Below are 24,938 nucleotides of genomic sequence, written 5' to 3'. Positions count from 1 at the left end.
TTCCGTGGCCACGAGTCTCACGACCGCGCGTATAGATATCAGTCGCAGTAGTGCGGTTCTTCACAAATAGGGCGGTGCGGTAGCTACCTCAAGCATCACAAGAAGTGGGGCCCTGAGCGCAATGATGTAAGTGTTCAAGACTAAATCGCGACCCGAGGTCCCTATTTCCTTAGGCCACGTTGTTCCCCGTTAAGACGGCTTCAGAATCTGGCCGTGCAAGCAACCCGCGAATTAAGCCTTATCGACCCGCTGCATCAGTGAGGCTCCCATAGACGATTCATCGCGTTCCAATTCTCCGATCACTTCGACCATTGCACGAAGTTTCGGGGTCTCGACCCCTTGCTCATCGGCAACTGTGAATACAGGCTTGTAGTGGGACGGCACTTCTGTCGGTCGCTTTCGCACATTGATGTCGCGCCAAATCCCTGAACGAGTCTTCGTTTGGCCGGCTAACCATTCTGAGAGCAAATCGAATGCCCCATTGATTGTGCGATCCGACGAGTTGACGCGGTAGTTATCAGGTGCGAACGCGTCGAAACCTTCCAACCGAAGACCGAGCGCGTCTGAAACCGCGAAAATTTCGCGAGCCAATCCGAGCATCGGGGAGCGATTCTCGCTGATTACTTTCGACATATCTTCGTCGATGAATGAACTTGCAGTGAGCATGGCGCCAAACGCCAACTTCGACCACAGAAAACCGCTGACATTGCCACTGACGATCGGTGAGCCCCAATGGGCGAGATCCTCTGCAAGTCGATCAACACGAGTGCTCCTGCCTCCGGCAAATTCACCTAAGGCAATAGTTCCGATGCCGCCGTCCTGGATTACACCGGGCTCAAGCAGATCGGCGAACAGGTCCACGAAAGCAATCACCGTGCGGTCGGCTCCGATGTGTTTGGCGATCGTGGCCTCATTGAGACCATTTTGCAGGGAGGCCACATAGCCGTCGTTTCGAAGGCGCGGAGCAATCCACTCCATTGCGGACCCGGTTGCTTGTGACTTGACCGCCAGAAGCACCGGACCCAACTCGCTAGGAGCATCCGCGAGCTCGAAAGCTGGGATACGAGTTTCGAGGACACCGGAAGGGCTTTCGATCCTCATGCCCTTCTGGTGAATGGCAGCAATATGGGCACTGTCCGTATCCACAATCTGCACGGGCCTGCCAGCCAGAGCCAGGTGCGTGGCAAGTGTGCCACCGATGGCACCTCCGCCGACAACGGTGTAGATAGCTTCCCGGGTGGAAGGTGCAGTGGTCATTCGTTGGTGCTCGCTTTCGTCGCAGACCTTGTTGTTGGTTCGCCATCGATCTCGGTGCGTGTCTCCGGCCAGTGCACGGGGAGCTCGAGCGCTCCCGCCGCCGATCCTCCGTCGACACGCAGAATCTCACCAGTGATCCATTCCGCGGCGGGGGACGCAAGCCAGAGGACAGCTCTAGCAATGTCATCGGGCCGCCCCTTCCTCCCGAGCGGATTGGCCGATACCTTGGATACATACTCATCGGTGAGACGGTTGAGTTCGCTGTCAACGACGACGAAACCCGGGGCAACAGCATTGACTCGGATGCCCACAGGACCAAGTTCCAGTGCGCACGACTTGGTGACCATCTCCAAGGCAGCTTTCGACGTTGTATAAGGAGCGGCTCCCGGTCGCGCCCGGAGGGCAGCACCCGAAGATATGTTGACGACCGCGGGGTATCCGATGGGAAGCCTGTCGCCGAGATTGCCCATCCTCTTCGCGAACTCAACTGTCAGCAGTTGCGGCGCTCGAACATTGATTGATTGGACTGCATCCCAGATCTCAGCAGTGATGTTGAGAAGTGGTACCGCGGGATAGACCCCGGCGGAATTGATAAGGACGTGAACTTGACCGAAGGCAAAAGCGGATTCGATCACCGAGGCTGGAGCCTGGGGCTCACGCAGATCCGCGGTGATGGTATTGATCTCGGTGCCATCTCGGCGAAGATCCTCTGCAGCCGAACGGAGTGCCTCGGCATCGAAGTCCACGACAGTCAGACGAGCGCCCTGTTCGGCGTACTGATGGGCGATTTCCTTGCCGATTCCGCTCGCAGCACCTGTGATGAGGACGTGAGGCTTGAATGTCTCGTTCATGCGAGCTTCTTTCCTTTCGTCTCGGGCATTGTGAGGTAGACGGCCAAGCCAACTGCGGCCGCGGCCGCACAATAGATCCACACCTTGTCTCCGATTCCGGCATCGTTCATCCAAGTGATGACATAAGGCGCAGTTCCACCGAAGATGGCGACGGCCAGAGCATAGGGAAGTCCAATGCCAGTGGCGCGCACCTCGGGCGGAAATTGCTCGGCCATGATTACCGCACAGTTGGCTGAATACCCGAGCAACAGTGTCATTCCCACAATTTCCACAGCAAGGAAGATCCAGAAGTTGTTCTCGAGAATATTGAGCAACGGAAATGCCAGAATCAGGAACCCTGCAGCAAATGCTGACATCGTCGGCTTACGGCCGATCTTGTCCGAAAGGACCCCAGCGAATGGAAGCATGCAGATGAAAAACGCGATCGCGATGAAATTCGCAGTCAGCGCCAAGTTGAGGGGGAGGCCCGTGGCGACGTGGGCGTAAGTCGGGAGGTAGGAGACCCAGATGTAGTAGAGCAAGGTGCCGGCAATCGTAATGCCGAAGACACGAGCCACTGCGCCCGGGTACTTAACGAACATGGTGAGATAGGAGCTCTTCTGCTTAGGCTCGGCGTCTCGGGCCGCCTTGGTGGCTTCAAACGATTCGGATTCAGCGACGTTTGTGCGCAGCCACAGACCGAACAGGCCGAGTAGTGCACCGAGGGCAAAAGCAAGCCGCCAACCCCAAGAGTCGAGAGCCTCCGAATCGAGTGCTGATGTGATGACCGCTCCGATGCCGGCAGCGATGAGGCCGCCGGCTCCCACCGACACCTGTTGCCAGGATCCGGCAAAGGCGCGGCGTTTCGGTGCTGCTGCCTCAACCATGAACGCCGACGACGCTCCGAACTCACCACCTGCAGAGAACCCCTGCAGCATGCGAGCCAACACGAGCACGATCGGAGCGAAGATGCCGATCATCGAATAGTCGGGAGTGATCGCGATGATGAGGGAAGCTCCGGCCATCAGGCCGATTGTCAGAGCCATGCCCTTTTTGCGACCATGGCGGTCGGCGTAATTGCCGAGCACTGCTGCTCCGATGGGACGCATGATGAAACCGACGGCAAAGACGGCCAGCGTAGCCAGAAGTGCGGCGGCAGGGTCACCACCTGGAAAGAAGTGGACAGCAAAGACCGACGAGAACGTGGTGTAAATCGCCCAGTCGACCCACTCGACGGTGTTGCCGACGGCGCCGGCCAACAGTGCCTTGCGGCCCTTTTTCGACAGTTTTGTGTCATGCGGCGGTTGGGGCTGTGGTGTTTCAGTAGACATGTTGTGTCCGCGCTTTCAAAATATGCGGGGAGCTCCGGAGTTTCCGGAGACGCCAAAGATGCGGATCAGATGGTCCGTGATGAGCGTTAAGGTCTGAGGCGTTTGGTAGTCAGCCTTGAGTTGTCAGGATGAATTTGGTTCGCAGATGGTCTGCGAGCTGGGCATGCGTGCCGAACCAGACATTGTCGAAAGTGCGGATGTGTGAAAGCAGCCGGTCGACCATTGCGAGACGAGATCTGTGTCCGCTGATGTGCGGGTGCAGGGTCAGCTCGAATACACCGCCGGCGGCATGCGCAGCTTCGAATTCGTCGACCCAGATTCGCTCAACATCGTAGGGGGAGAGATGGGGACGGAGGCCGCCGAAGCGATCCATCATGAAATAGGGTGCGTCGTCCCTGATCCATTCGACGGGGATCTCAATGATTCCCGTCGGTGCGCCATCAGCGTTGAGCTCATAGGGCTCGTCATCGGCCATGAGCGATGAGTCGTAGCTGAAACCTAGCTCTTTGATGACTTTTAACGTGGACTGCGAGAAATCCCACGACGGTGTGCGTATACCGCTCGGACGAGTGCCGCTGAGCTTTTCGAGTACGTCGGCGGCCCGGCTGATGAGGTCGAGTTCCGCTTCATAGGGCAAGGCGGTGTTGCGCTCGTGAATCCACCCGTGCACGGCAACCTCGTGGCCGCCGGCAACATATCCTTCGATGTCCTGGGGGTGAAGGAGGGCCGACACTGCAGGCACGTAGAAGCTGGTGGGCACCTCGTGACGGGCAAGCATGTCGAGAATTCTCGGTACGGCTGACCGACTGCCATATTCGCCCTGCGCCAGGGAGCCTGGCGAGGTTTGTCCGTCTCGCAGATAGGGGGTCTCATGATCGGAATCGTAGGCAATGAGAACGGCACATTGAGCTTCCTCCGGCCAACGCCGCGAGACGTCTGTGTCGACCAAGCTGCGTCCGGCACGTACGCGGTTGACTTCAGAGCGCCACTGCTCCTCAGGCCACTGCCACGGCTCAGTATTGGGGCCCGTGGATGAAGGGTTTTGTAAGGACATCGATTCTCCTTTGTGGTGTTGCCTCGGCAAGGACGTGCGGGCCATTCCGTGCGACCTTGCCGAGGCTGAGTGGACGTTATCGGTTTGTCACGTATGTGGCTGGAGGTATTCAATTGGATCCAACGGCAGGCCTGCGGTTGCGTAGACTCCCGATTCGATCGCCGTCCAAACACGCTTATGAGTAGTGGTTTGGATAGAGAATTCCGCGCTGCGGATTCCGGGCAGGGAGCCGAGAACCTTTGTGGAATAGTGGAACAGCTCGGTGCGGTCACGAACGATGAACTGTCCGGCTAGGCTGAAACTTCCGGTTGTTGCGGTGAGGTATTTCGTGGATGAGTGTTCCGATAGAGCGATCGCTGTTTCGGTGAGATGCTGAGGCTCGACTTCCAGCCACAGGAGAAACTCGGTGGCGAAGCCCAATCGTTCCGGTTCCACGAGTATCCGAAAGTCGAGGAGGCCATTTTCTTGGAGTTGATCAATGGTCCGAGTTGCAGTGTTCTCAGATTTGCCAATCGCCTTGGCGAGGTCGCCCAGCGAAGTCCGGCCGTCGTGCATGAGCATTCCCAGAACCTTCGCTTCAGATTGGGACAGCTCGATTGGTGGAGCTGGTTCAGTCTTCACCGAAGCCAATCGCGTAGGCTCGTCCGTCTCGCGCGGCGGCGCCCAGTCTTGACCGGAGGCGAACGCGTGAGTGAGGAGGAGCGTCTCTACTGTCGCTGCAGTTCCCTCGGTGATTTCTGCTACGAGCATGCTGTGGTCTGCATTTGAAGGAAGTACCATTTCTGCCGCAATGTCGACGGACCCGAGAAGTGTGTTGAGGGATCGAACTTCCTTCCGTGACTTGAGCCGGGGAATGAGTACGTCCAGGTCTCTGTGGGCGTTGGAGATGCGCATGTAGATCGGCGTTCCCAAACCGAGCCGAGCAACGTCGGTTGCTCCAATCACTCGAATTACGCCCTGATTGTGCATGGTTTCGTAGCGTCGGCGAACGGTTGCCGCTGACATTCCGACTTGATCTGCAACCCTTGCCCATGGTGCGCGGCCATCGCGATGAAGGACATCGACGATGGCTCTGTCGATCGGATCCAGAACGCCGACTGATCGTGTGTTTTGATTCACAATCTGATCATATTCGCCAAATATGCAAAGTCAATAGATTGTTTCCTTCAAAAAGACATATCCATGTGGCAGATTTCGAGATCCCGCGGCTGATGCTTGAAGGGTGCACACATTCTTAGTGGGTGCTGGTTGGTTCAACTGAACGTCGGCGACGCTGACGCTGTACCCATCTAGCATTCACGTCGCGTCTACCCAGACATCATCCGTTCATTGCTCGGGTTGCTTAGGGTTGTCCGCAATACACTGCACCATCGGCCGCTCGAGCCTGCACCGAGTCGCCAACTCTGAGGAGTCCCCGCCATGCCAATCACCCTCGCAAACCACACCTCCGAGGCCGTCACCCACACCCGGGTTCCGCCTCTGGTCATCGCGCATCGTGGCGCGTCAGCCGACTATCCGGAGAACACGATCCCGGCCTTCGTCGCCGCCATCGACCAGGGCACCGACATGCTCGAGATCGACGTGCACATGAATGCTGACGGAGAACTCGTCGTCATCCACGACGTCACCGTGGAACGGACGACGGATGCCCGCGTCGCCCATCCTGACCGCACGGACTACAGCGTGAAGTCCATGACCACAGCAGAGATCGCCAGCCTCGACGCGGGCAGCTGGAAGTCTGAATCGTTCGCCGGCGTCCGGGTCCCTCACCTCGCCGAGGTGCTCGATCTGGTGCACGTGACCCGCACCGGGCTGCTCCTCGAAGTCAAACACCCCACCCGATACCCGGGATTCGCCCAGGCGCTCGTTGAATCTCTGACCGCATCCCCCGACTATCTGGACCGGGCATTGGCGGCGGGGATGCTCGTCGTCCAGTCCGGTGACTGGGCCTTCATCCGTGAGTTCCACGCGCTGGCACCGGAGATCCCCGTCGGGGTTCTGGGGCGGCCCTGCCCGGACGAACTGCGCGACTTCGCCACCTGGGTCGATCAGGTCAATCCCCAGTACATCGCGGCCGATGCCACCTTCCTCGGCCATGTCCACGAGCTGGGGATGTCGAGCCTGGTGTGGACCGTCGACAGCGTCGAAGACATGGAGAAGGCTGTCGACCTCGGTGCCGATGGCATCATCACCAACAGGCCCGACCGGCTCGTCGCGGTCGTCGAAGACCTCTGAGGTCAGCGCGCCGAGGCGAGCACCAGGTCCGGGATGACTCGGGAAAGAACGGATCCGAGGGAAGGCAGAGTGTGTCTCAAGACAGCCGACGTCTCGCCGCTGCCACAGAGACGAGCAGAGCCACTGCGCCGATGGGGAACCCCAACGTGGCTCCCGTCCAGAACATCCTGCCGCCGTCGCCAAGAGGATAGAAGCCCACGAGCAGACCTGTCGAGAGGTTGCACAGATGCATTCCGCAAGCCAGGGTGACGAAGCCGAAGACTCGGATGACCAGAGACCAGCCGAACGATAAGGCGTGGAACTGCACACGCCCAAGCAGGAACACTGCGGCGACCATGCCGATTCCGGAGCTCAGGGCGATCGGTAACTCCGTCCGGAACCATGAGGGCAGTGCAGTCGGATCGAGGACTCCGAACTTCGGCAGGAGGCAGCAGACTGCGATCACCACACAGACAAGAAGCACGGCAACTGCGCCGGCTGTCGGGCGGCCCGCCACCTCAGGCTTGCGTACCACTGCGACGAGGACCCCCGCGATGACGAAGGGGAACACGAACATGCCGATGAGTGTGACAACTTCTCCGAAGGTCAGAACCATCAGTTCCGGCATCGGTCGTTCGACGCGTCCGACCACCTCGGCGATGCCGGAGATTCCGAAGATTGCAATGCTGAGCACGGTGACGATGCTGCGCGGGATCGGCGAGAGCTCGCGCGCGACGACGATGGCGGCGGCGCCGGCCACACAGGCCAGGACGAACATGGCGATTCCGGTGGGCAGGCTCTGGGCGAAGTAGTAGTTGGATGAGGCGACCATGAGTGCGCAGTAGCCGATCCAGGCGACGAAGTGAACGACGAACGCGAGTGCGACCACCGTGAAGCGCATCGGGGACGGGCCGCCGCTGAGTGCAGGATTCTGGTCCTCGGCGGCAGCTGTCCCAGGACTTTTCGTCTGCGAATACGTCTCCTCATCCATGGTGGAATCATCCCATAGAACCACATGGTATTTAACCACTTGGCTTGTCGATAAGAGGACGGCTCCGATCAGTGGTCGACGCCACGGTCAGGGCCGGTGGAATGAGACGCCGGTTCTCAGGTCGGGCCTCCGAATGAGACGCTGGGTCCATGGCCAATGAACTCACGTCGTCCACCAGTCCCTACCTTCGCGCCCACGCCGACAATCCCGTCGACTGGCGGATGTGGACGAAGGGCAACCTCGCCGAGGCGGCCCGTCGTGACGTGCCGCTGCTCATCTCGATCGGGTACTCCACGTGCCACTGGTGCCACGTCATGGCCCACGAATCCTTCGAGGACGAGGCCATCGCGGCCATCATCAACGAGAACTTCCTGCCGATCAAGATCGACCGGGAAGAACTCCCGGACATCGACTCCTATTACATGAACGCCCTCCAGGCGATGCGCGGCCAGGGCGGCTGGCCGATGACGATCTTCGCCACGCCCAAAGGCAGTCCCTTCTACGCCGGGACGTACTTCCCGCCGGCACCGCGGGGGAACCTGCCCGCGTTCACACAGGTGCTCGCGGCCGTGTCACAGTCGTGGACGGAACGCCGCGCCGAGGTGACCGAGATGACCAAGCGCATGGATCGTGGGCTCGCCGATATGGCCAGTGCAGTCTCTGACGCGTTGCCCGCCGAAGCCGCCTCGGAACTGCTCAGTGCCGAGGAACTCGACTCGGCAGCCGAGTCCCTGCTCGACTCCTATGACCCCGCGTGGGGTGGGTTCGGCAAGGCGCCGAAGTTCCCGCCGCTGATGAACCTCATGCAGCTCTTGGCCACGTTCGTGCGCTTGGGTGGGACCGCCTCGGCGAGGGATGGGGCTCTTGCTCCTGGAAAGGTCGACAGGGTGGGAGCCGATGGCCATCTCGAGGGCGAGCTCGTCCTCGACTGCCTCATCGCGGTGCGCAGCACCTTCGCACGGATCGCGAGCGGCGGCATGCGTGATCAGGTGCGCGGCGGCATTGCCCGCTACAGCGTCGACCGGCAGTGGTTCGTGCCGCACTTCGAGAAGATGCTCTACGACAATGCGCTCTACCTGCGCGCCGCCGTCCAATGGGCGAAGGTCGAACGCGCGCTCAACCCGGATTCGAAGTGGCTGGCGCTCGCCGAACGTGAGGTCACCGACACCGCGAATTTCCTCAACACAGACATGTCCGACGGGGACCGATTCATCGCCGCGCTCGACGCGGACTCCCTCAACGCTGACGGCGTGCTGGAAGAGGGGTCCGCCTACGTCGTGACACCCGAGGAGTTCGCCGAGGTGGGGCAGGAGGGGCTGTTCCAACTCGTCGATTCGCCGGCCGCCGCAGAGCTCTCCGGTTCCGTCGTCGCCGCCATTCGCATCATCGACTGGTTGGGCATGGACGACGTCCCCTTCGACAAGAAGCATCCCGCGCCGTGGGCCACCTCGGCGACGGCCGCGCAACGATCCGGGCTCAGAGAATTGCTGGAGCAGCGGTCCCAGCCCGCACGGGATGAGAAGACGATCACCGAATGGAATTCACTGGCAGTCACGGCTCTGGCCGAAGCGGCGCTGTACACCCGTGCCACAGACGGCACGGACGGGACGAGAGTTGCCGGGGCTTCCGCAGGCACGGACGCGTCGGTGAGCTGGGGGAGTGCGGCAGTCCATCTGTGGGACGCGATGCTGGCGCGCTTCGGCGACTCCGGTGCAGGCATTGACCGCGACTCAGACGTGAGCGCCGATTCCGGTACCGATTCGAGGCTCAACGTCCGACGCAGCTTCACCGGTGACACGCCGGGACCAGGCCAGGCCGGACTCGCTGACTGGGCACAGTTCATCACTGCCGGCATCACAGTTCGACAGCTGCCGGGGGCGTCCGTGCAGGTGAGTGACCTGGTGTCGTTGAGTGCGACGATGTTCACGGACTTCACTGCTGAAGGGGAGACGCTCGAGATCTTCGACTCAATGGGCGACGAGATCCTGAGTGTGAGAGCCTCCGATCCGGTGGATAACACGGTGCCCTCCGGCAGGTCTGCCGCAGCAGAGGTGGCGCTTCTGCTCGCAGAGCTCGGTGTCGACAGCAGTGCTGGAAACGGTCCGGAAGGTCCACTGAGTACCGGTCAGCTCTTGGACCTGCGAGACAGGCTTCTCGGCGTCTATCGGGCGCTCGCCGGACGTGCTCCGCGCGGCTGCGGTCACGCGCTGTGGCAGTCCGAGCGGACGCTCAACCCGGTACGGGTCGCCACTCGTGATGCTGAGCTGAGCGGCATCGCCGCCCGACATCCAGCGGTCACGCTGCTGACTGATTCGACCGGAGTCCCCGACGAGGAAGGATCAGAGGTCGACGTGCCCGAGGGCACCGCTATCGTCTGCCGCGGAATGCAGTGTTCATTGCCGGTGCGCACAGCGGATGAACTCGCCGAGCAGCTCGACGGGTAGCCTCAAACTTCAGCCGCGTCAGCTCCAGGTCAGGCGTTCGAGTCCTGACAGGACGAGGTCGAGGCCCATGACGAAATCCGATGCCTCGTCGAGTTTGTCGAACTCGCCGAGCACGGAGTGCACGAAGGGGAAGTCTTCTTCACTGAAACTTGCCCAGTGGTCGATCTGAGCGGTGTATTGGGCTTCGGGGTCTTTCAGTGCTTCGCGGTCGATCGCCCGCTGTGAGACCTCTGCGCCCATGCCCGAGGCATAGTTGGCGACGACCATAGACGCCTGGAGCTGTCTGGTCAGGTCCAGTTCCGTCTTCTGCAATGCCTGACCGACCAATTCCCAGTAGCTCAGCGAATTCTGCTCATCGGGGCCCGCTTTGATGAGTTGAAAGGCCAGCCACGGGTGGTCGAGCATCTGGACGAACAGACACAGCGCAAGTCGCCGAATCCGAACCAGAGCTTCGGCTGTGGCGGCACTCGTGCGCTCATCGGGCACAGGCAGCGGATATTTCGCGAATTGCTCCGGATGCGGCTGACCGGCGAGTTCGAGTTCCTCGGCCTCGTCCAATGCGCGTCCCAGAAGCTCATCAGCGACGATGGCCATGAGCTGGTCCTTGCCTGAGGCGTACCAGTAGAGACTGGCCACGCCGCTGTCGAGCTGTGCGGCCAGCCCGCGCAAGGTCATCTTCTCGGCCCCAACGGCGTCGAGCGTGGTGATCGCGGCCTCGATGATCTGCTCCAGCGAGAGGGACGTACGTGTGCGCGCCACCCCACGACCACCTCGGCGTCGGGGAGGGCTGCTTCTGCGTTGAGCGTCATTCGATGGATCACGAGGACCGTGTCTGCGTGAATTCGCGTTTTGATCGCCTCGCGGACGCGGGGGAGTCTCAGGTGCCATGCCTTGAATCTACCGAGAGACTTGCATTCAATCAAACACCGTTCTATTCTCGAACACAGTTCGATGTATCGAACGTCGTTCCATTGGCGAACATTGTTCGATCGCAATGTCCTTCACTCGCCGGCTCTCCAGCCGACCTTTCGACCTACCCGCGAAAGGACGTACATGTCCTCCTCCACCCCCTCGACCTCGTCCGACTCCTCACTCGCCGAGACTCAGAAACGCAAACCGCAGAGTCTCCGCGCGGCTTGGCCCGCGCTCGTCGCACTGTGCCTGACCATGCTCGTTGAGATGGTCGACAACTCGATCCTCAACATCGCCCTGCCCACGATCGGACGTGACCTCAACGCCGCTCCGACGGACCTGCAGTGGATTGTCGGCGCCTACTCACTGACCTTTGGCGGCCTGCTCATGGTCGGCGGCACAATGGGCGACAAACTCGGCCGCCGCCGTACCCTCCTCTTCGGGCTCGTTCTTTTCGGCCTCACCGGACTCTCGGTGCTGCTCGTCACCACACCGGCCCAGCTCATCGCAGTGCGGGCAGTGTCGGGAGTCTTTGCCGCGTTCATCGCCCCGCTGACCATGTCCCTGATCTTCCGCCTCTTCGACCGCGACGATCTGCGCACGAAGGCAATCGGCCTCATCGTGGTCGTTTCGATGATCGGTTTCGCCGTCGGCCCCACACTTGCCGGACTCGCAATCAGCAGCTGGCCCTGGCAGGCACTTCTGGTTGTCAATGCACCGGTCGCGGCCATCGCGTGGCTCGGCGTGCGCTTCGGGATCGCCAAAGACGACCCGGCCGACCGGCGTGAAGGCGGTGCGGACATCCTCGGCGGCATCCTCTCCGTGACCTCCCTCGGATTCCTCCTCTACGGCTTCACCGCCGGGGTCGAAAATGGTTGGAGCGCACCGCTGACAATCACCGTCTTTGCTGTCGGAACCGTCTCTCTCGGCGGATTCATCTGGCGCGAGAAGACCGCCAAGGACCCGATGCTCGATCTCAAACTGCTCACGCTGCCGACCGTGAGCGGCTCCGCGATTCTCCAGACTGCGACGATGATCGCCATGGTCGGCGTCATGTTCGTCTCGACCCAGCTCTACCAGTTCGCTTGGGGTTGGTCAGCACTCCAAGCCGGATTGGCGAACCTGCCGTTCGTTGCCGGAATGCTGCTCGCCGGCCCGTTCGTCGATCGCGCTGTTGCCCGTTACGGTCACCGCAAGACTTCGATCGGCGGTATCGCCCTCGTCCTCAGCAGTCTCGTGATCTGGATCTATGCCCTCTCTCACGGGTACATTTGGTGTGCGATCGGCATGCTCATCATGACTATGGGGATGCGGACGATCATGACGACCGGTGCCGTCGCACTCCTCGGCGCACTGCCGGAGACGCACACATCGATCGGATCGGCACTCAACGACACCGCTCAAGAGCTCGGCAATGCAGTCGGCGTTGCGATAGTCGGCACGATTATGGCCACGGCTCTCGGCAGCACAATGCCGCAGGGGGCGTGGGATTCGGCGACGGTTGCCGGCTTCGTGCACTCGCAGCAGATTTCGTTCACAGTCCTCGCCGGGATCGTGTTGGTGATGTCGGTCTTCGGCATTCGCACGCTGACCGATTCGACCGAGAGCGAGGAGCACTGAGCAGGTGCTCGAGTGCAGGTGCCCGGGAGTCCGTTTCGCACCCGAGCTCAGTCGACGAGGTGCAGCCCCCGGAAACGATTGAGCGCCGCCGCGATCTCCTGTGCACGGGGGCGGGCGACATGTCCCGGATGATCGCGGTTGCCGGTCAGGCCGTCGACCCCCTGTGCATCGAGCATGTCCTCGACCTCGGCCAGAGCCTCGGTGAGTGAGGTCTGGTCGTCGAAGATCTCGGCCATGTACTCGAGCGCCTCGGCGATGCCTGTCGTCTGCTGCGGGTCGACGAGCTGGGACACCGCGGTCAGATCGATGAAGGCCTTGCCGAACTGGACCTGGCCAAGTCCTTTCGCCTTCGCCGACTTCGTCTTCGAGCTGGGGCGCAGCGCCTTCGCGGTCGGGATTCGAGGTTGTGGGATGGAGAACGCGTCGTCGCTGTCATCGGCTGATTTCACCCCCACGAGTTCGTGTGCCTTCTCGGTGACTTCCTGCGGCACGTAGGCGTCGAGGGCGATGACATGGTCGGCGACCTCGAAGAATGCGCTCGATCCGCCGGCGACCAGCACCGTGGACACACCTCGGCGGGTGAACAACGGGCGGATACGGTCGACGAACGGCGTGATGGGCTCGCGGTCGGCTGGAATCAGCGCCCGCATCCGATCATCGCGGATCATGAAGTTCGTCGCCGAGGTGTCCTCGTCGATGAGCAGCGTGCGTGCACCGACCTCCACAGCCTCCACGAGGTTGGCCGCCTGCGACGTGGACCCGCTCGCATTCGTTGTGGTGAAGGCTCTCGTGTCAGTGCCGGATGGCAGATTGTTGATGAAGGGCGAGATGTCGTCGCCGGTCACGGCGCGACCGTCCTCGGCCCGGATGGAGGTGGCACTGGGTTCCGTGATGACCCACTCACGCCCGTCGCCGGCGATGTGGGGGTAGACGCCGCGTTCGAGGGCTCGCAGAATCGTCGACTTGCCGTGATAGCCGCCGCCGACGATGACCGTGACACCACGCGGGATTGCCATGCCGGTGAGCCTGCGTCCGCTCGAGAGCGTGAATGTGTGCTCGAGTGAACTCGGGCTGGTGAAAGGAACGGCGTGAGAATCCATCGGCATGTCAGAATCCCCGGTTCGCCTCGGCAGGATCGCGCCATTGCCGATGAACGCGAGAAGACCTTCCTCGCCGAGGTGGTTCTGCAGTTCCAGCTGATCCCGGTGGAGCTGGACATGATCGCGCAGATCACCGGCGTTGAGATTCGAGCCGATGAACATCGCCTCGGCCAGGGCCGGCACATCGCGGGTGAGGATATCGGCGGCCTGGTGGCCGAGAATCCGCCTGCCGCGGGCTGGGAGGTTGACGAGCAGTCGGGCTTCGAACCCGGAGTCGTCGATGACGACGTTGCTGCGCTCGAGCACCTCCTGACCGGGGCGGCCAAGGAGGATCGCGCTCCGATCGGATCGCTTGAGCCGTGTGTTGCCGACGCGGAAGAGGAAGTCGGCGGCCGCGATGCGATCTGCGCGTTCGGTGGTGAATTCAGTGGGGAACCCCGCCTCGGCGCGGTTGATCCTGATCCGGACCTTCGACGGTGAGGCGAAGGGATCGACCTGGACCCGGTCGATGAACACGGTGACCGGCCCGAACTCGTAGCTGCCACGGATCTGCTTGTAGTTTCCGTAGCTGCGGCCATCGAGGTTGTGCAGGGTGGATGCGAGATTCGATCGTGGGGAGTTCATCCGTGGAATGCTACTTGATTGAGGTCAACGCGGGCCAAGACGAGCCCCGTGCTTCGCCAGGACTTTGCCCAGTGCTTCGCGATCAGGCTCTCGGTAGCCTCACAATCAGTCGCGCGTGCGTCCCAGATAGAACTCTGCGGCGTTGTCCCAGCACACAGCGGTGAGCTCTTCAGGCGACAGGGCGTCACGGATGATGTCGAAATCTGTGTTCTCGAACGGTCGAGGGGCCCTGGTCGACGGCAGATCCGTGCCTACCATGAGTGCCGAGGGGTCAACGTCGACGATCGCTCGCATCGTGGCGGCAGGGTCGAGTTCGACCCGGCCGAAGCCTGTCGCCTTCACCTTGACGCCACGTTCGACCAGTTTCAGCAGCGCGGGCAGTCCGTCGCTGTGCATGCCGAAATGGTCGATGCTCACGGCGGGCAGTCCGGCGATGCGGTCGCTGAGATCCTCATCGATGCTGCGGGCATCGATGTACAGTTCCGAGTGCCACCCGGCGAGGTCATGGACCCGACGAGCCATATGTTCCATGTCGTCCAAGACTGCTGAGCCTCCACGGGCGACGTTGAAGCGCAGGGCCTTGATTCCGTCGCGGTCGAGCTCCAGGATGCGATCGTCGGACGTGTCGACGGGAAGTTGAGTGACGCCGACGAAATCGGGGCCAAGAGTGCTCAAGGCATCGACAAGGTAGCACTGGTCGAACCCTTGGAATGACCCGGCGACCACTGCTCCGCCGGCAATGCCCAGACCACTGATGCGCATCAGATAATCCTCGACCGCGAAGGGGTCCGGCAGGTAGCCGTTGTTCTCGACGAGAGGATGCTTGGGGTCGATGATGTGCAGGTGTGAGTCGAAGACCGGGGTCGGAGAATTCATGGCCCCAATCTACCCCGTATTCGGCAAGGTGTGTTTCATCGCAGAGGCCGACCGCCCGGTCGGCGAATGCGGAACCTGAACTGTTGAGCCCTGTCGTGTGTTGGGGTGCCCTGCGGCGAGGTGGGGACGCACTGCGACGAGGTGGGTGCGCACTGCCGTGAGACCGATGTCCCAGTCCCACCTATCGGCACTGCGAGTAACGATCTCGACAATATGACCGCTGGTCGGGACACGGGAGAGGCAGGTGAGCGGACGCTCGGTATATTGTGAGGTGGTTCACAACAGCCCCAGAGCAACATGGCTTGAGCATTATGACCCAGCATCCGAAAGGACAATGATGTCCGCACGTCCTTCCGAGGCGCCGCCTGCGAACCCGATACCGCAGACGAACGTCGACGAACTGATCGCGCAGTACGATGAGGAGCTTCCTCAGCGCACCCTGACACGCAGGCTCGACCTCGGCGTGGGGATCGTGTGTTTCGTCGTGTCACTGTTCGTTCTCAAACAGGTGTTCTTCCCGCTGACTCAAGGCAATCAGTACTACCTCATGTGGTTCCTGGCGTTCGTTCTGCCACTGGTCTTCATCTGCTACCGGCCAGGTTTCGGCCGCAAGAGCGATGTCGCCGACCAGGCCCTGGACGTCGCCGAGGCTGTCGACAGCGATGTCGCTGCCGGCAGCGACGTCGGCACTGGCAGCGGTGCGGCTGCTGACTCCACCGCGAAACCACGCACGAAGGCAAAGCGTCGGTCGAACGACAATCCGACGATCATCGACTGGGCGCTCGTCGTTCTCACCTTCCTCACCTGCGCCTACCCGGTGCTGCCCTTCTTCTCCGGCGGCTTCAACGAGTTCCTCAACCGGCAGGGCTCGCTGACCTCGCTCGACGTCATCATGGGCGGTGTTCTCCTCCTGCTTGTCCTTGAGGCGACGCGCAGAACCACCGGTCTGATCCTGCCGATCTTCTGCATCGTCTTCTTCCTTTACAGCTACTACGGCGCCTACATTCCGATCAGCTGGCCAGGATCCCACGCCGGCCAGAACTTCGACCAGATCGTCAACGCCCTGTACAACGATGCTTCCGGCTTCTACGGCATCCCCCTCGACGTCGCGGCCACCTACATCGTCCTCTTCACGATCTACGGAGCCGTCCTCGACAAGACCGGGGCGGCAAGCTTCTTCATCGACCTGAGCTTCTCACTATTCAAGAAGTCGAAGGCCGCACCGGGACGCACCGTCGCTCTCTCCGGCTTCCTCCTGGGCACGGTCTCCGGCTCCGGCACCGCCACTGCAGTCTCACTCGGTGCCGTGACCTGGCCTGTGCTGAAGAAGGCCGGCTACCCGAAGGAGAACGCGGGTGGAATGCTCGCCGCCTCCGGTATCGGTGCGATCCTCTCACCTCCGACCCTTGGTGCTGCCGCCTTCATCATCGCGGAGCTGCTCAACGTCTCCTACGGGCTCGTCCTGCTGTGGGCAGTGGTCCCGACCCTTCTGTACTACCTGGGCATCTTCCTCGCCATCGAAATCGACTCCCGCAAGATCGAGGTCGACTACACGCCGCCTCCTGGCTTGCGCGCGTGGCCCATCCTGAAGAGGGGCTTCTACCACTTCATCTCGTTGAGCATCATCGTCGTCTTCCTCTCCATGGGCATGGCACCCTCAAGGCGGTTGTCTACGCCACACTGGTGGGCATCGGCTTCGGGATCATCGAAGCCTCGGCGAACCGAAGACGATTCTCCTCGCGATCTGGGACGTCTTCTACGGGGCACTGTCCTCGGGCATCCGCTCGGTCCTGCCGGTGACCAGCGTCTGCGCGGCCGCAGGCATCATCGTCTCGACGATCACGAAGACCGGCCTCGGCCAGGTCATCTCCGACATCCTCATCAAGGGCGCGCAGGCATTGTCGACAGACCCGACCGCGGTCCTCATCTTCACCTGCATCTTCGCCGCCGTGGCCGTGACCATCCTCGGCCTGGCGGTGCCCGTGACGGCCTCGTTCATCATCAGCTGGGTCATCGTAGGCCCGGCACTGATCTCACTCGGTGTCCCAGAGGCAGCCGCTGCGATGTTCATCTTCTACTACGCCGTCCTGTCCGAGGTCTCACCCCCGACGGCTCTGGCGGCCGTCGCGTCCTCGGCGATCACCGGCGGCCGGGTCATCGCAACGATGTGGCAGGCATGCAAGTATGCAATACCTGCGTTCCTGGTCCCGCTGGCCTTCACCTTTACACCCGAGGGCGCGAGCCTTGTGGCCCAGGGCGGATTCATCGGCGCGGTATGGACCGGGCTCGTCTCCGCATTCGCCGTGGCAGCACTCGCCGCCGGTGCCGGTGGCTGGATCATCCGCCGTGCAGGCTGGCCGGAGCGCATCCTGTGCTTCATCGCCGCAGGAGCCCTGCTCTACCTCCAGCCCATGTCGATGATGATCGGGTTCTCTGCCCTCATCCTCGGCGTCATCGTTCACCTGCTGCTGCGTCGCAAACCGAAGCTCACCTCGGCGACTACCAGCGATATCGGATCCACCGAATCACACTCGACCGGATCTCCGGCCGAGTCCAACTGAGAAAGGGACGAAGTCCATGAAGCGAACAAGGATGTTCACAATCACGGCGTCAGCCGTTGCCGCGGTGCTGGCGTTGAGCTCATGCGGCGGTAAGCAGGAAGCCAAACCGGCAGGCGAGGGCGGCGGCGACTGCACCGCGGCCTCCGGGCAGATCACCGTCGCCACCGGAAACTCGACAGGCGTGTACTACGTCCTCGGCGGCGGACTGGCGCAGATCATCTCCGACAACTCCGATCTGAAGGCCACCGCAGCCGAGACCGGTGCCTCCGTGCAGAACCTGCAGCAGCTGTCATCCGGGGACTACGACGTTGCATTCTCACTCGCCGATACAGCGGCCGATGCGGTCAACGGTGACGCGGACTTCAAGAAGCCGGAGGACATCTCGGCACTGACGCGCATCTACTCGAACTTCACGCACGTGGTCGTGCGCAAGGACGCAGGCATCAAATCCGTCAAGGACTTCAAGGGCAAGACGATCTCCACCGGCTCGCCGAAGTCCGGCACCGAGGTCATCGCCAACCGCCTCATCGAAACGGCAGGACTCAAGAAGGACGATGTGACAACTCAGCGCCTCGACCTGACCAAGACCGTTGACGGAATGAAGGACGGCACGATCGACGGCATGGTGTGGTCCGGCGGGTTGCCGACGGCCGGCGTCACCGACCTCTTCACCTCGAACGGCAAGGACGTCGAATTCATCGACATCTCCAAGCTCGAGGACCCGATGAAGGAGATCAACCCGGTTTACGAGGTCGACGAGATCCCCGCCGACACATACAAGGGAGTGAAGGCCGTCAAGACCATCGTCACCCCCAACGTCCTCATGGTCCGCAACGACATGGACGAAGGCACCGCGTGCGCTCTGACGAAGCTGATCTATGACAAGAAGGCCGACCTGGAGAAGGTCCACGCAGCGGCCAAGGACATCAAGCTCGAAAACGCCGAGACACCTGACCCGATCAAACTCCATCCGGGCTCGAAGAAGGCCTTGGAAGAACTGAACAAGTAGACAGGTGGGCTGAATCGGAAGTTCACTGGGAGGGCTCCGGCGGTAGTTCCCAGTGACCGCCTCAGGCTGCGGAGCAGTACACAAGTTGCAACCCGTGTACTGCTCCGCAACCTGTTCATTTGAGTGTGGCGGGCGCGACGTCCACCGAGGTGCTGCACCTAAAGCTTCGGCGAGGTCCATTCCTCGGCGAGTATCGCGTAGGTGCAGCCGTCGAGCCAACCGTGGTCGGCGTGTCACGAGTCGCGGACTCCGTACTGTTCGAGCCGCATGCCCGACTTCTCGAGTACGCGTCGGGAGGCATGGTTGTCGGCGAAGCAGCCCGCAGTCACTCGTCGCAGATGGAATTCGTCGAAAGCCAGACCAAGCATCACTCCTGCGATTCGACTGGCGAACCCTCGACCGCGGTGGCGAGGATCGACCAGATAGTCGATGCCTGCCTCGCGGCTGCTGTAGGCCTCGGGATCCCCATGGGTCTGGCCCATGCCGTCGACGATCCACAGCGACCCTGAGGCGACCACCTCATCACCGAGCCACGCGATGACAACATGCTGCAGAGGATTGGTGAGGCTGCTCAGCCATTCCTTCTTCAATGAGTCGGGGTTGATGCGCGTTTGGATCAGCCATTCCGTCACCGCTGGATCATTGCGCCAACGCAATACGGCATCGACGCCCTCGGGATCAGGCAGAGACAGCGTGAGAGAGCCCACGCTGCGGGGCCATTCTCCCGGCGACACCGGCAGCTCATGCGGCAACATCAATCCAGGTTACGCTTCGCGGAAACTCCCCGGACTGCCCCGCAAGAACGACTCAGCTCACCCTCGCGGCTCCGCGCTCACCCCTGCAGGAACGCCTTCGCAGCCGCACCCAGCGCCACGACATCCTCGATGGCGACCATTTCGCGGGCCGAGTGCATCGAATACAGTGCCGGGCCCACATCGACGGTGGTCATGCCGAGGCGGGTTGCGGTCAGCGGGCCGATCGTCGACCCGCAGGGCATCGCGTTGTTCGACACGAAGTTCTGGTACTCGACACCGGCCGCCGCACATGCCTGCGACCAGGCGGCGGTGCCCACCGCGTCCGTGGCGTAGCGCTGTTGGGCGTTGAGCTTCAGCAGCGGACCGCCGCCGAGGCGGGGGCGGACATGAGGGTCGTGACGTTCCGGATAGTTCGGGTGGGCCGCATGCCCCGCGTCGGAGGACACACAGATCGACGAGGCCAGTGCAGCCAAGTAGTCGCTGCGCGTCGACCCTGGGACCAGGGAGGCGATGATGCGCTCGGTGACGTCGGCGAGGAAGGGCCCGCAGGCACCGGAGCGTGAACTCGACCCGATCTCCTCATGGTCGAACCCGGCGAAGAGCGCGACGGAATCCAGCGACGCAGCATCGACCTCGACCAACGCGGAGACACCTGCGTGGACAGACAACAGGTTGTCCAACCTCGGCGCGGCGAAGAACTCCTCCTGGGCACCGAAGAGCCCGGGGGACTGAACGGGGATCGTGTAGACGTCGTGTCCCACGACCTGCTCCGGATCCACCTCGGCGAAGGCGGCGAGAATCTCGATGACTTCGGCTTCAGCCAGACCTGCCAAGCCGATGATGGGGGTCGTGTGGCGCTGCTTGTCCAGCGTCAGGCCGTCATTGACCTGGCGGTCGAGGTGGATGGCCAGCTGTGGGATGCGCGCGATGGGCGGGGTCTGCGCGAGGACGGCGGAACCGTCGGCGAGGCTGAGCTGCCCAGCCAGCGCGAGCTCCCGGTCGAGCCACGAGTTGAGCAGCGGCCCGCCGTAGATCTCGACGCCGATCTGGCGAGTTCCCTCAGCGGTGAACTCCTCGCCCGGCTTGAGCTTGAAGGCTGGGGAGTCCGTGTGAGAACCGAACACGCGAAAGCCGGGAACCGTGCCGGGCAGTCCACCCGAGTTGCTGAAAAGTTCACTCGAATCGCTGGACGCTTCATCCGCGCCGGCGGCGGAGGCACCGACTTTGCTTGCCGGAGTCCGCCATGCGATGATCGCACCGTCACGAATGACATAGTGGCTCTGGCCAGGCTCGAGAGACCATTTCTCGCGCTCATCGAGTCGGAGGAAACCTGCGGCCTCAAATCGTGCAGCCGCCGTCGCGGTGGCATGATAGGAACTGGGAGAAGAACTGATGAAGTCTGCCAGATCGGCTGCGACCTGGGTTTTCGTACGTGGTCTCACGGGCGATGCACTCATTTTCACAGCCTATCGTTTGCGGTAGCTTTGGCCACAAGGGCATTGGTTTTCGAGGCCGCGTCGACACGTCAGCGGGTGAGGGGGCTGGTGCCTCAGGAGCCATCGACCGCTCGGGCTGCGCCGACCATCACCCGAGAACCAGCGCCGTGAACCAGCGCCGTGAACCAGCGCCAAGAAACAATGCAATGCAAGGAGTGTTCGAAGTGAACCAGTTCGTGACCGAATGGAACACCTGGCGGGATTCGAGGAACTCGGCACTTGCGACTCCCTTCGGCTGGCTGAGCGTGTCCGGTCTGCACTGGCTCGAAGACACGACGACCTGGCCCGACGCTCCCGGCACCTTCACCGTCGACGATGACGGGTGGGTCAGTGTGGCCCTTGAGCCTGGGATCAAAGCCGGTCCCGCTGCCGCGACCTTCGACCTCATGAGCAAGTCCGCCGAGGCGGGCCCGAACACCAATGCTGCGTCTCCTTCCAGCTCGGCTTCGGTGCCGAGCGACACCACGATTCTGCCGAAGATTACCGAGATCGCAGGGCCCGAGGTGCGGGTCGAAGAGAACGGATTCAGCGCGAAGCTGCCGACTGGTGGGTCCCTCCAATGGTTCACAGTCGGCAATGTGCTCTACGAACTCATCGACCGTGCCGGACGCATCGGAATCCGGGTGCGCGATTCCAAGTCGCCGCTGCTGGGCAAGTTCTTCGAAGTTCCCGTCTTCGACCCGAATCCCAGCTTCGTGTTCCTCGCCAAGTTCACTCCCTTCGAGAAACCTGAAGTGCACGAGATCAACACGGCGCAGGACGACCTGAACGTGCTGACTCCGGCAGTAGGCACCGTCTCCTTCACAAGTGAGGCAGGCGAGGTGAAGCTCTTGGCCACAGGCAACCCCGCCAGCGGGCTGCAGCTCGACTTCCACGACTCCACGAATGGCGTCTCCACACCCGCGTGGAGGACCCTCGACCTGGGTGTGCCGAACCATGACGGCTCACTGGTCGTCGACTTCAACCGAGCCGTCAACTACCCGTTCGCGTTCACTGCCTTCGCCACCTGCCCGGCGCCGATCGAGGGCAACATCGTTCCCTTCGAGGTCACCGCGGGGGAGCGTACCCCGCCGTTCTACTTCTCGGAAGCCGGCATCAACGTGCCGTTCCTGTTCTACGTGTGGTGGGACGAAAAGAGCGCCGAGGTGACCCGGCCGTGGTACGCCCGCTTCGGACTCGACACCACGCTGCTCAACCCGAACCACGAACACAGCGCTCAATCGCTGGTCGGCTTCGACGGCGTCGCCATGTCCGGAGGCGATGTCGCGCCGCTGACGCGCAAGGCGAGGTCGCGCCTGATCAAGGTCGCGACCGAGGCCCTGACCTCCCGCATCCCCGTGATCGGCATCGGCGCGTATGCCGAGTTCGTCATCCGAGCCCAGCGCGAACTGCGCGAATCCGAGGGGTACGTCGACGGCATCGAGGAAGAGTACGCGGGTACCGACGGCAAGCTGCTCATCGTGATGAATAATGAGCTGACGCCGCAGAACGCCGGATTCGACGTTGCGCACACCGATGCGAGCGGACTCATCTACATCGAGATGTCCTACGATATCCCGCTGGAGTCGGACTTCGAGGAGATCGAAGAGTTCGAGGCGGCCATGGAGTCGAACGCCCCGATCGCCAGCTGGGAAGAGTTCGACTACCGCATGGTCTGCCTCATCCGCCAGCACCGCTGAGCAACACCACCACTGAAAGCGCACCACCACTGAACGCGCAGCGCCGCTGAGCGCCGATACTCTCCCACAACTACCTGACGGCGGCCCAGATACCTCGCACAAGGTATCTGGGCCGCCGTCAGGTAGTTTTAGTGGGCAAACCCGGCCAGTAAGTCCAGCTCGCCTGCCTGGCAGGGCAACCTGCTCACCAGATGGTGACGCGCTCCTCAGGGGCCAGGTACATGCCTTCCGACTCGCCCACGCCGTAGGTGTCGTGGAAGGCGGTCATGTTCTTCACGACCTGGTTGCAGCGGAATTCCTCCGGTGCGTGGGGGTCGATGCTCAGCCGTCGCACGCGCTCCTCGGTGCGCATCTTCGCCCGCCAGGCCTTGGCCCAGGCTTCGAAGAACGTCGCGGCCTCGTCGGAAGACGGCACCCGACCCAACTCCAGCTCGAGTGCCTTCCAGCCGATGGACAGTCCGCCCAGGTCGCCGATGTTCTCACCCACGGTCAGCGCGCCGTTGACATGCTGTGATGATTCGAGGCCGGCCGGAACCAGGGCCTCGTACTGGGCGATGAGGGCGTTGGTGCGCTCCTCGAAGCGCTCCCGATCCTCGGCCGTCCACCAGTCGACGAGGTTGCCGTCGCCGTCGTAGCGCGAACCCTGGTCGTCGAAGCCGTGGCCGATCTCGTGGCCGATGACCGCGCCGATGGCACCGAAGTTCGCCGCCACATCACCGGAGGCGTCGAAGAACGGCGGCTGCAGGATCGCGGCCGGGAAGACGATCTCGTTCATCACCGGGTGGTAGTAGGCGTTGACGGTCTGCGGCGTCATCAGCCACTCAGTCCGGTCGATCTCCTTGCCGATGCGCTTGATCTGGCGCACGTGCTCCGCGCGGGAGCAGCGACGTACATTGCCGACCAGGTCCGAGGAGTCGATCGCGGCCGGGTATTCGCGCCACACCTCGGGGTAGCCGACCTTCGGCGTGAACTTCGAGAGCTTGACCAGGGCCTTCTTCTTCGTCTCCGCGCTCATCCAATCGAGCTCGTTGATCGACTTGTCATAGGCCTTGATGAGCATCTCGACGAGGTGGTCGATCGCGTCCTTGGCAGCCGGTGGGAATTCCTGTGCGACATAGAGTTTGCCCACAGCCTCGCCGAGGAGGCCCTGCACCAGTCCGACACCGCGCTTCCAGCGCTCCCGCAGAGCAGGGGTGCCCGAGAGGGTGCGGGCGTTGAAGTCGAAGTTCTCCTCGACGATCTCATCGGTCAGCAGCGAGGCCGTGTCCGAGAGGACGGAGAAGCGCAGCCAGGTCTTGATCGTCTCGATGTCGGTGCGCTCCCACACCTCGGCCATGCCGGTGACGAAGGAGGGCTGGCCGATGACCAGGTAGGTCAGTTCACCGTCGACGTCGGCGGCCAGCGAAGAGAACCAGGAGTCGAAGTCGAAGCCGGGGCCCAGCTTGCGCAGCTCATCGAGGGTGAGCTTGTTGTAGGTCTTCTCCGCCTCACGGCAGGCGACCCGGTCCCAGTGGTGGCGGGCAAGGGCGGTTTCGAACGCCATCACCTTGGCGGCCACCTCGGTGTCGGAGATTCCGCTCTTGGCACCGATCCCGCCGAGGGCGGACATCTTCTTCACGTGCTCGACGAACTTCACACGCACCTCGGCGTGGTCATCGTTGAAGTAGTAGTCCTCGTCGGGCAGGGAGATGCCGGCCTGAACGAGGTAGAGGGCGTAGATGTCGGAGTCCTTCGCATCGGCGGTGACGTAGCCGCCGAGGACACCGCCGACGCCTTCGGTCTCGAGGCGGCCGAGCAGATTCGCCAGCTCGGATTTGTCCTCGGCCGCGTCGATGGCGGCGAAGGAGGAATCGAGGGGAGTGACTCCGAGCGAGTTGATCTGGTCGAGATCCATGAACGAGGAAAACACGTCCGCGACCTTCTGGCCTTCGCTGCCCGGCTCCTGCGGGGCGTCGGAGACGGCGGTGATGATGTCGCGGACCTTGGTCTCTGCGGTGTCGAAGAGTTCGCGCATCGCGCCGTCGCCGGCACGGTCGTCGGGGATGGTGAACGAGTCGATCCATTCGCCGTTGATGTAGCGGAACAGATCGTCCTGAGGGCGCGCCGAAGCGTTCGATGTAACAGATGTCATGGTGCAACAGTATCGTGATCAACAAGGACAATGGTCAGGATTTTCCGATGCGCA

At 62.2% G+C, this 24,938-nt stretch carries 18 protein-coding genes and 1 pseudogene; 7 read left to right on the top strand and 12 right to left on the bottom strand.

Going from position 1 to position 24,938, the window contains the following annotated elements; all coding sequences use genetic code 11:
- Positions 1-231: 231 nt before the first annotated feature.
- The 5 genes from HX613_RS01950 to HX613_RS01930 all read right to left on the bottom strand — a co-directional run bounded on the left by HX613_RS01950 (position 232) and on the right by HX613_RS01930 (position 5,591).
- Complete coding sequence (locus HX613_RS01950) at positions 232-1,257, bottom strand: ketopantoate reductase family protein (RefSeq protein ID WP_235343823.1); 1,026 nt, start codon at positions 1,255-1,257, stop codon at positions 232-234.
- Entirely contained in the window at positions 1,254-2,108 is an 855-nt protein-coding gene (locus tag HX613_RS01945) for an SDR family NAD(P)-dependent oxidoreductase (RefSeq protein ID WP_235343822.1), read from the bottom strand. Before HX613_RS01945 ends, HX613_RS01950 begins: the two co-directional genes overlap by 4 nt.
- Positions 2,105-3,418, bottom strand: coding sequence for an MFS transporter (locus HX613_RS01940; RefSeq protein ID WP_235343821.1), 1,314 nt, complete (start codon positions 3,416-3,418; stop codon positions 2,105-2,107). The genes HX613_RS01945 and HX613_RS01940 overlap by 4 nt, the downstream gene beginning before the upstream one ends.
- Positions 3,419-3,527: 109 nt before the next feature.
- Positions 3,528-4,472 carry a polysaccharide deacetylase family protein gene (locus HX613_RS01935; RefSeq protein ID WP_235343820.1) on the bottom strand — a complete coding sequence of 315 codons (945 nt, stop codon included), beginning with the start codon at positions 4,470-4,472 and terminating at the stop codon, positions 3,528-3,530.
- Between the two features lie 87 nt (positions 4,473-4,559).
- Positions 4,560-5,591: an Lrp/AsnC family transcriptional regulator gene (locus HX613_RS01930; RefSeq protein ID WP_235343819.1), complete on the bottom strand. Its 1,032-nt coding sequence runs from the start codon at positions 5,589-5,591 to the stop codon at positions 4,560-4,562.
- A 300-nt stretch (positions 5,592-5,891) separates the two neighbouring features.
- Between HX613_RS01930 and HX613_RS01925 the strand changes: the two genes are divergently transcribed.
- Positions 5,892-6,707 carry a glycerophosphodiester phosphodiesterase gene (locus HX613_RS01925; RefSeq protein WP_235343818.1) on the top strand — a complete coding sequence of 272 codons (816 nt, stop codon included), beginning with the start codon at positions 5,892-5,894 and terminating at the stop codon, positions 6,705-6,707.
- A 76-nt stretch (positions 6,708-6,783) separates the two neighbouring features.
- Here HX613_RS01925 and HX613_RS01920 read toward each other — a convergent pair whose 3' ends face one another.
- On the bottom strand, positions 6,784-7,677 hold the full coding sequence (locus HX613_RS01920) for a hypothetical protein (protein WP_235343817.1): 894 nt from the start codon (positions 7,675-7,677) through the stop codon (positions 6,784-6,786).
- Between the two features lie 149 nt (positions 7,678-7,826).
- Here HX613_RS01920 and HX613_RS01915 point away from each other — a divergent pair, with 149 nt between their 5' ends.
- Positions 7,827-10,121 (top strand): thioredoxin domain-containing protein, encoded by a 2,295-nt coding sequence (locus tag HX613_RS01915; protein ID WP_235343815.1) that lies wholly within the window; start codon positions 7,827-7,829, stop codon positions 10,119-10,121.
- 18 nt (positions 10,122-10,139) lie between these two features.
- On the opposite strand, the gene HX613_RS01910 is transcribed toward HX613_RS01915, so the two are convergent.
- Entirely contained in the window at positions 10,140-10,880 is a 741-nt protein-coding gene (locus HX613_RS01910; RefSeq protein WP_235343814.1) for a TetR/AcrR family transcriptional regulator, read from the bottom strand.
- Positions 10,881-11,174: 294 nt separating this feature from the next.
- Here HX613_RS01910 and HX613_RS01905 point away from each other — a divergent pair, with 294 nt between their 5' ends.
- The gene (locus tag HX613_RS01905; protein WP_235343812.1) at positions 11,175-12,653 is read left to right on the top strand and encodes an MFS transporter; all 1,479 of its coding nucleotides are present in this window, start codon (positions 11,175-11,177) and stop codon (positions 12,651-12,653) included.
- A gap of 47 nt (positions 12,654-12,700) precedes the next feature.
- Here HX613_RS01905 and HX613_RS01900 read toward each other — a convergent pair whose 3' ends face one another.
- Complete coding sequence (locus tag HX613_RS01900; protein WP_235343810.1) at positions 12,701-14,377, bottom strand: ABC-ATPase domain-containing protein; 1,677 nt, start codon at positions 14,375-14,377, stop codon at positions 12,701-12,703.
- A gap of 105 nt (positions 14,378-14,482) precedes the next feature.
- On the bottom strand, positions 14,483-15,253 hold the full coding sequence (locus HX613_RS01895) for an amidohydrolase family protein (RefSeq protein WP_235343809.1): 771 nt from the start codon (positions 15,251-15,253) through the stop codon (positions 14,483-14,485).
- Positions 15,254-15,587: 334 nt separating this feature from the next.
- On the opposite strand from HX613_RS01895, the pseudogene HX613_RS22440 reads away from it, so the two are divergent.
- The 3 genes and pseudogenes from HX613_RS22440 to HX613_RS01885 form a co-directional block, all read left to right on the top strand.
- Positions 15,588-16,841 (top strand): annotated as a pseudogene (locus HX613_RS22440) (TRAP transporter permease); the annotation flags it as partial.
- A 208-nt stretch (positions 16,842-17,049) separates the two neighbouring features.
- Complete coding sequence (locus HX613_RS21960; RefSeq protein ID WP_328284880.1) at positions 17,050-17,814, top strand: TRAP transporter large permease subunit; 765 nt, start codon at positions 17,050-17,052, stop codon at positions 17,812-17,814.
- Between the two features lie 16 nt (positions 17,815-17,830).
- Positions 17,831-18,823 carry a TAXI family TRAP transporter solute-binding subunit gene (locus tag HX613_RS01885; RefSeq protein ID WP_235343808.1) on the top strand — a complete coding sequence of 331 codons (993 nt, stop codon included), beginning with the start codon at positions 17,831-17,833 and terminating at the stop codon, positions 18,821-18,823.
- 233 nt (positions 18,824-19,056) lie between these two features.
- Here the strand turns inward: HX613_RS01885 and HX613_RS01880 are convergent, their stop codons facing one another.
- Together HX613_RS01880 and HX613_RS01875 are read right to left on the bottom strand one after the other, a co-directional pair.
- The gene (locus HX613_RS01880; protein WP_235343807.1) at positions 19,057-19,578 is read right to left on the bottom strand and encodes a GNAT family N-acetyltransferase; all 522 of its coding nucleotides are present in this window, start codon (positions 19,576-19,578) and stop codon (positions 19,057-19,059) included.
- A 77-nt stretch (positions 19,579-19,655) separates the two neighbouring features.
- A complete protein-coding gene (locus HX613_RS01875; RefSeq protein ID WP_235343806.1) occupies positions 19,656-21,020 on the bottom strand; it encodes a M18 family aminopeptidase in 1,365 nt (454 codons plus the stop codon).
- Positions 21,021-21,238: 218 nt separating this feature from the next.
- Between HX613_RS01875 and HX613_RS01870 the strand changes: the two genes are divergently transcribed.
- The gene (locus HX613_RS01870; protein WP_235343805.1) at positions 21,239-22,753 is read left to right on the top strand and encodes a DUF1684 domain-containing protein; all 1,515 of its coding nucleotides are present in this window, start codon (positions 21,239-21,241) and stop codon (positions 22,751-22,753) included.
- A 184-nt stretch (positions 22,754-22,937) separates the two neighbouring features.
- Here the strand turns inward: HX613_RS01870 and HX613_RS01865 are convergent, their stop codons facing one another.
- The gene (locus HX613_RS01865; protein ID WP_235343804.1) at positions 22,938-24,884 is read right to left on the bottom strand and encodes a M13 family metallopeptidase; all 1,947 of its coding nucleotides are present in this window, start codon (positions 24,882-24,884) and stop codon (positions 22,938-22,940) included.
- Between the last annotated feature and the right edge of the window lie 54 nt (positions 24,885-24,938).

It is taken from the genome of Brevibacterium sp. UCMA 11754 (genome assembly GCF_021532275.1).
Lineage (GTDB): Bacteria > Actinomycetota > Actinomycetes > Actinomycetales > Brevibacteriaceae > Brevibacterium.
Note: the sequence above shows the minus strand (reverse complement) of the source record. Positions and strands in the feature narration are given on the sequence as shown.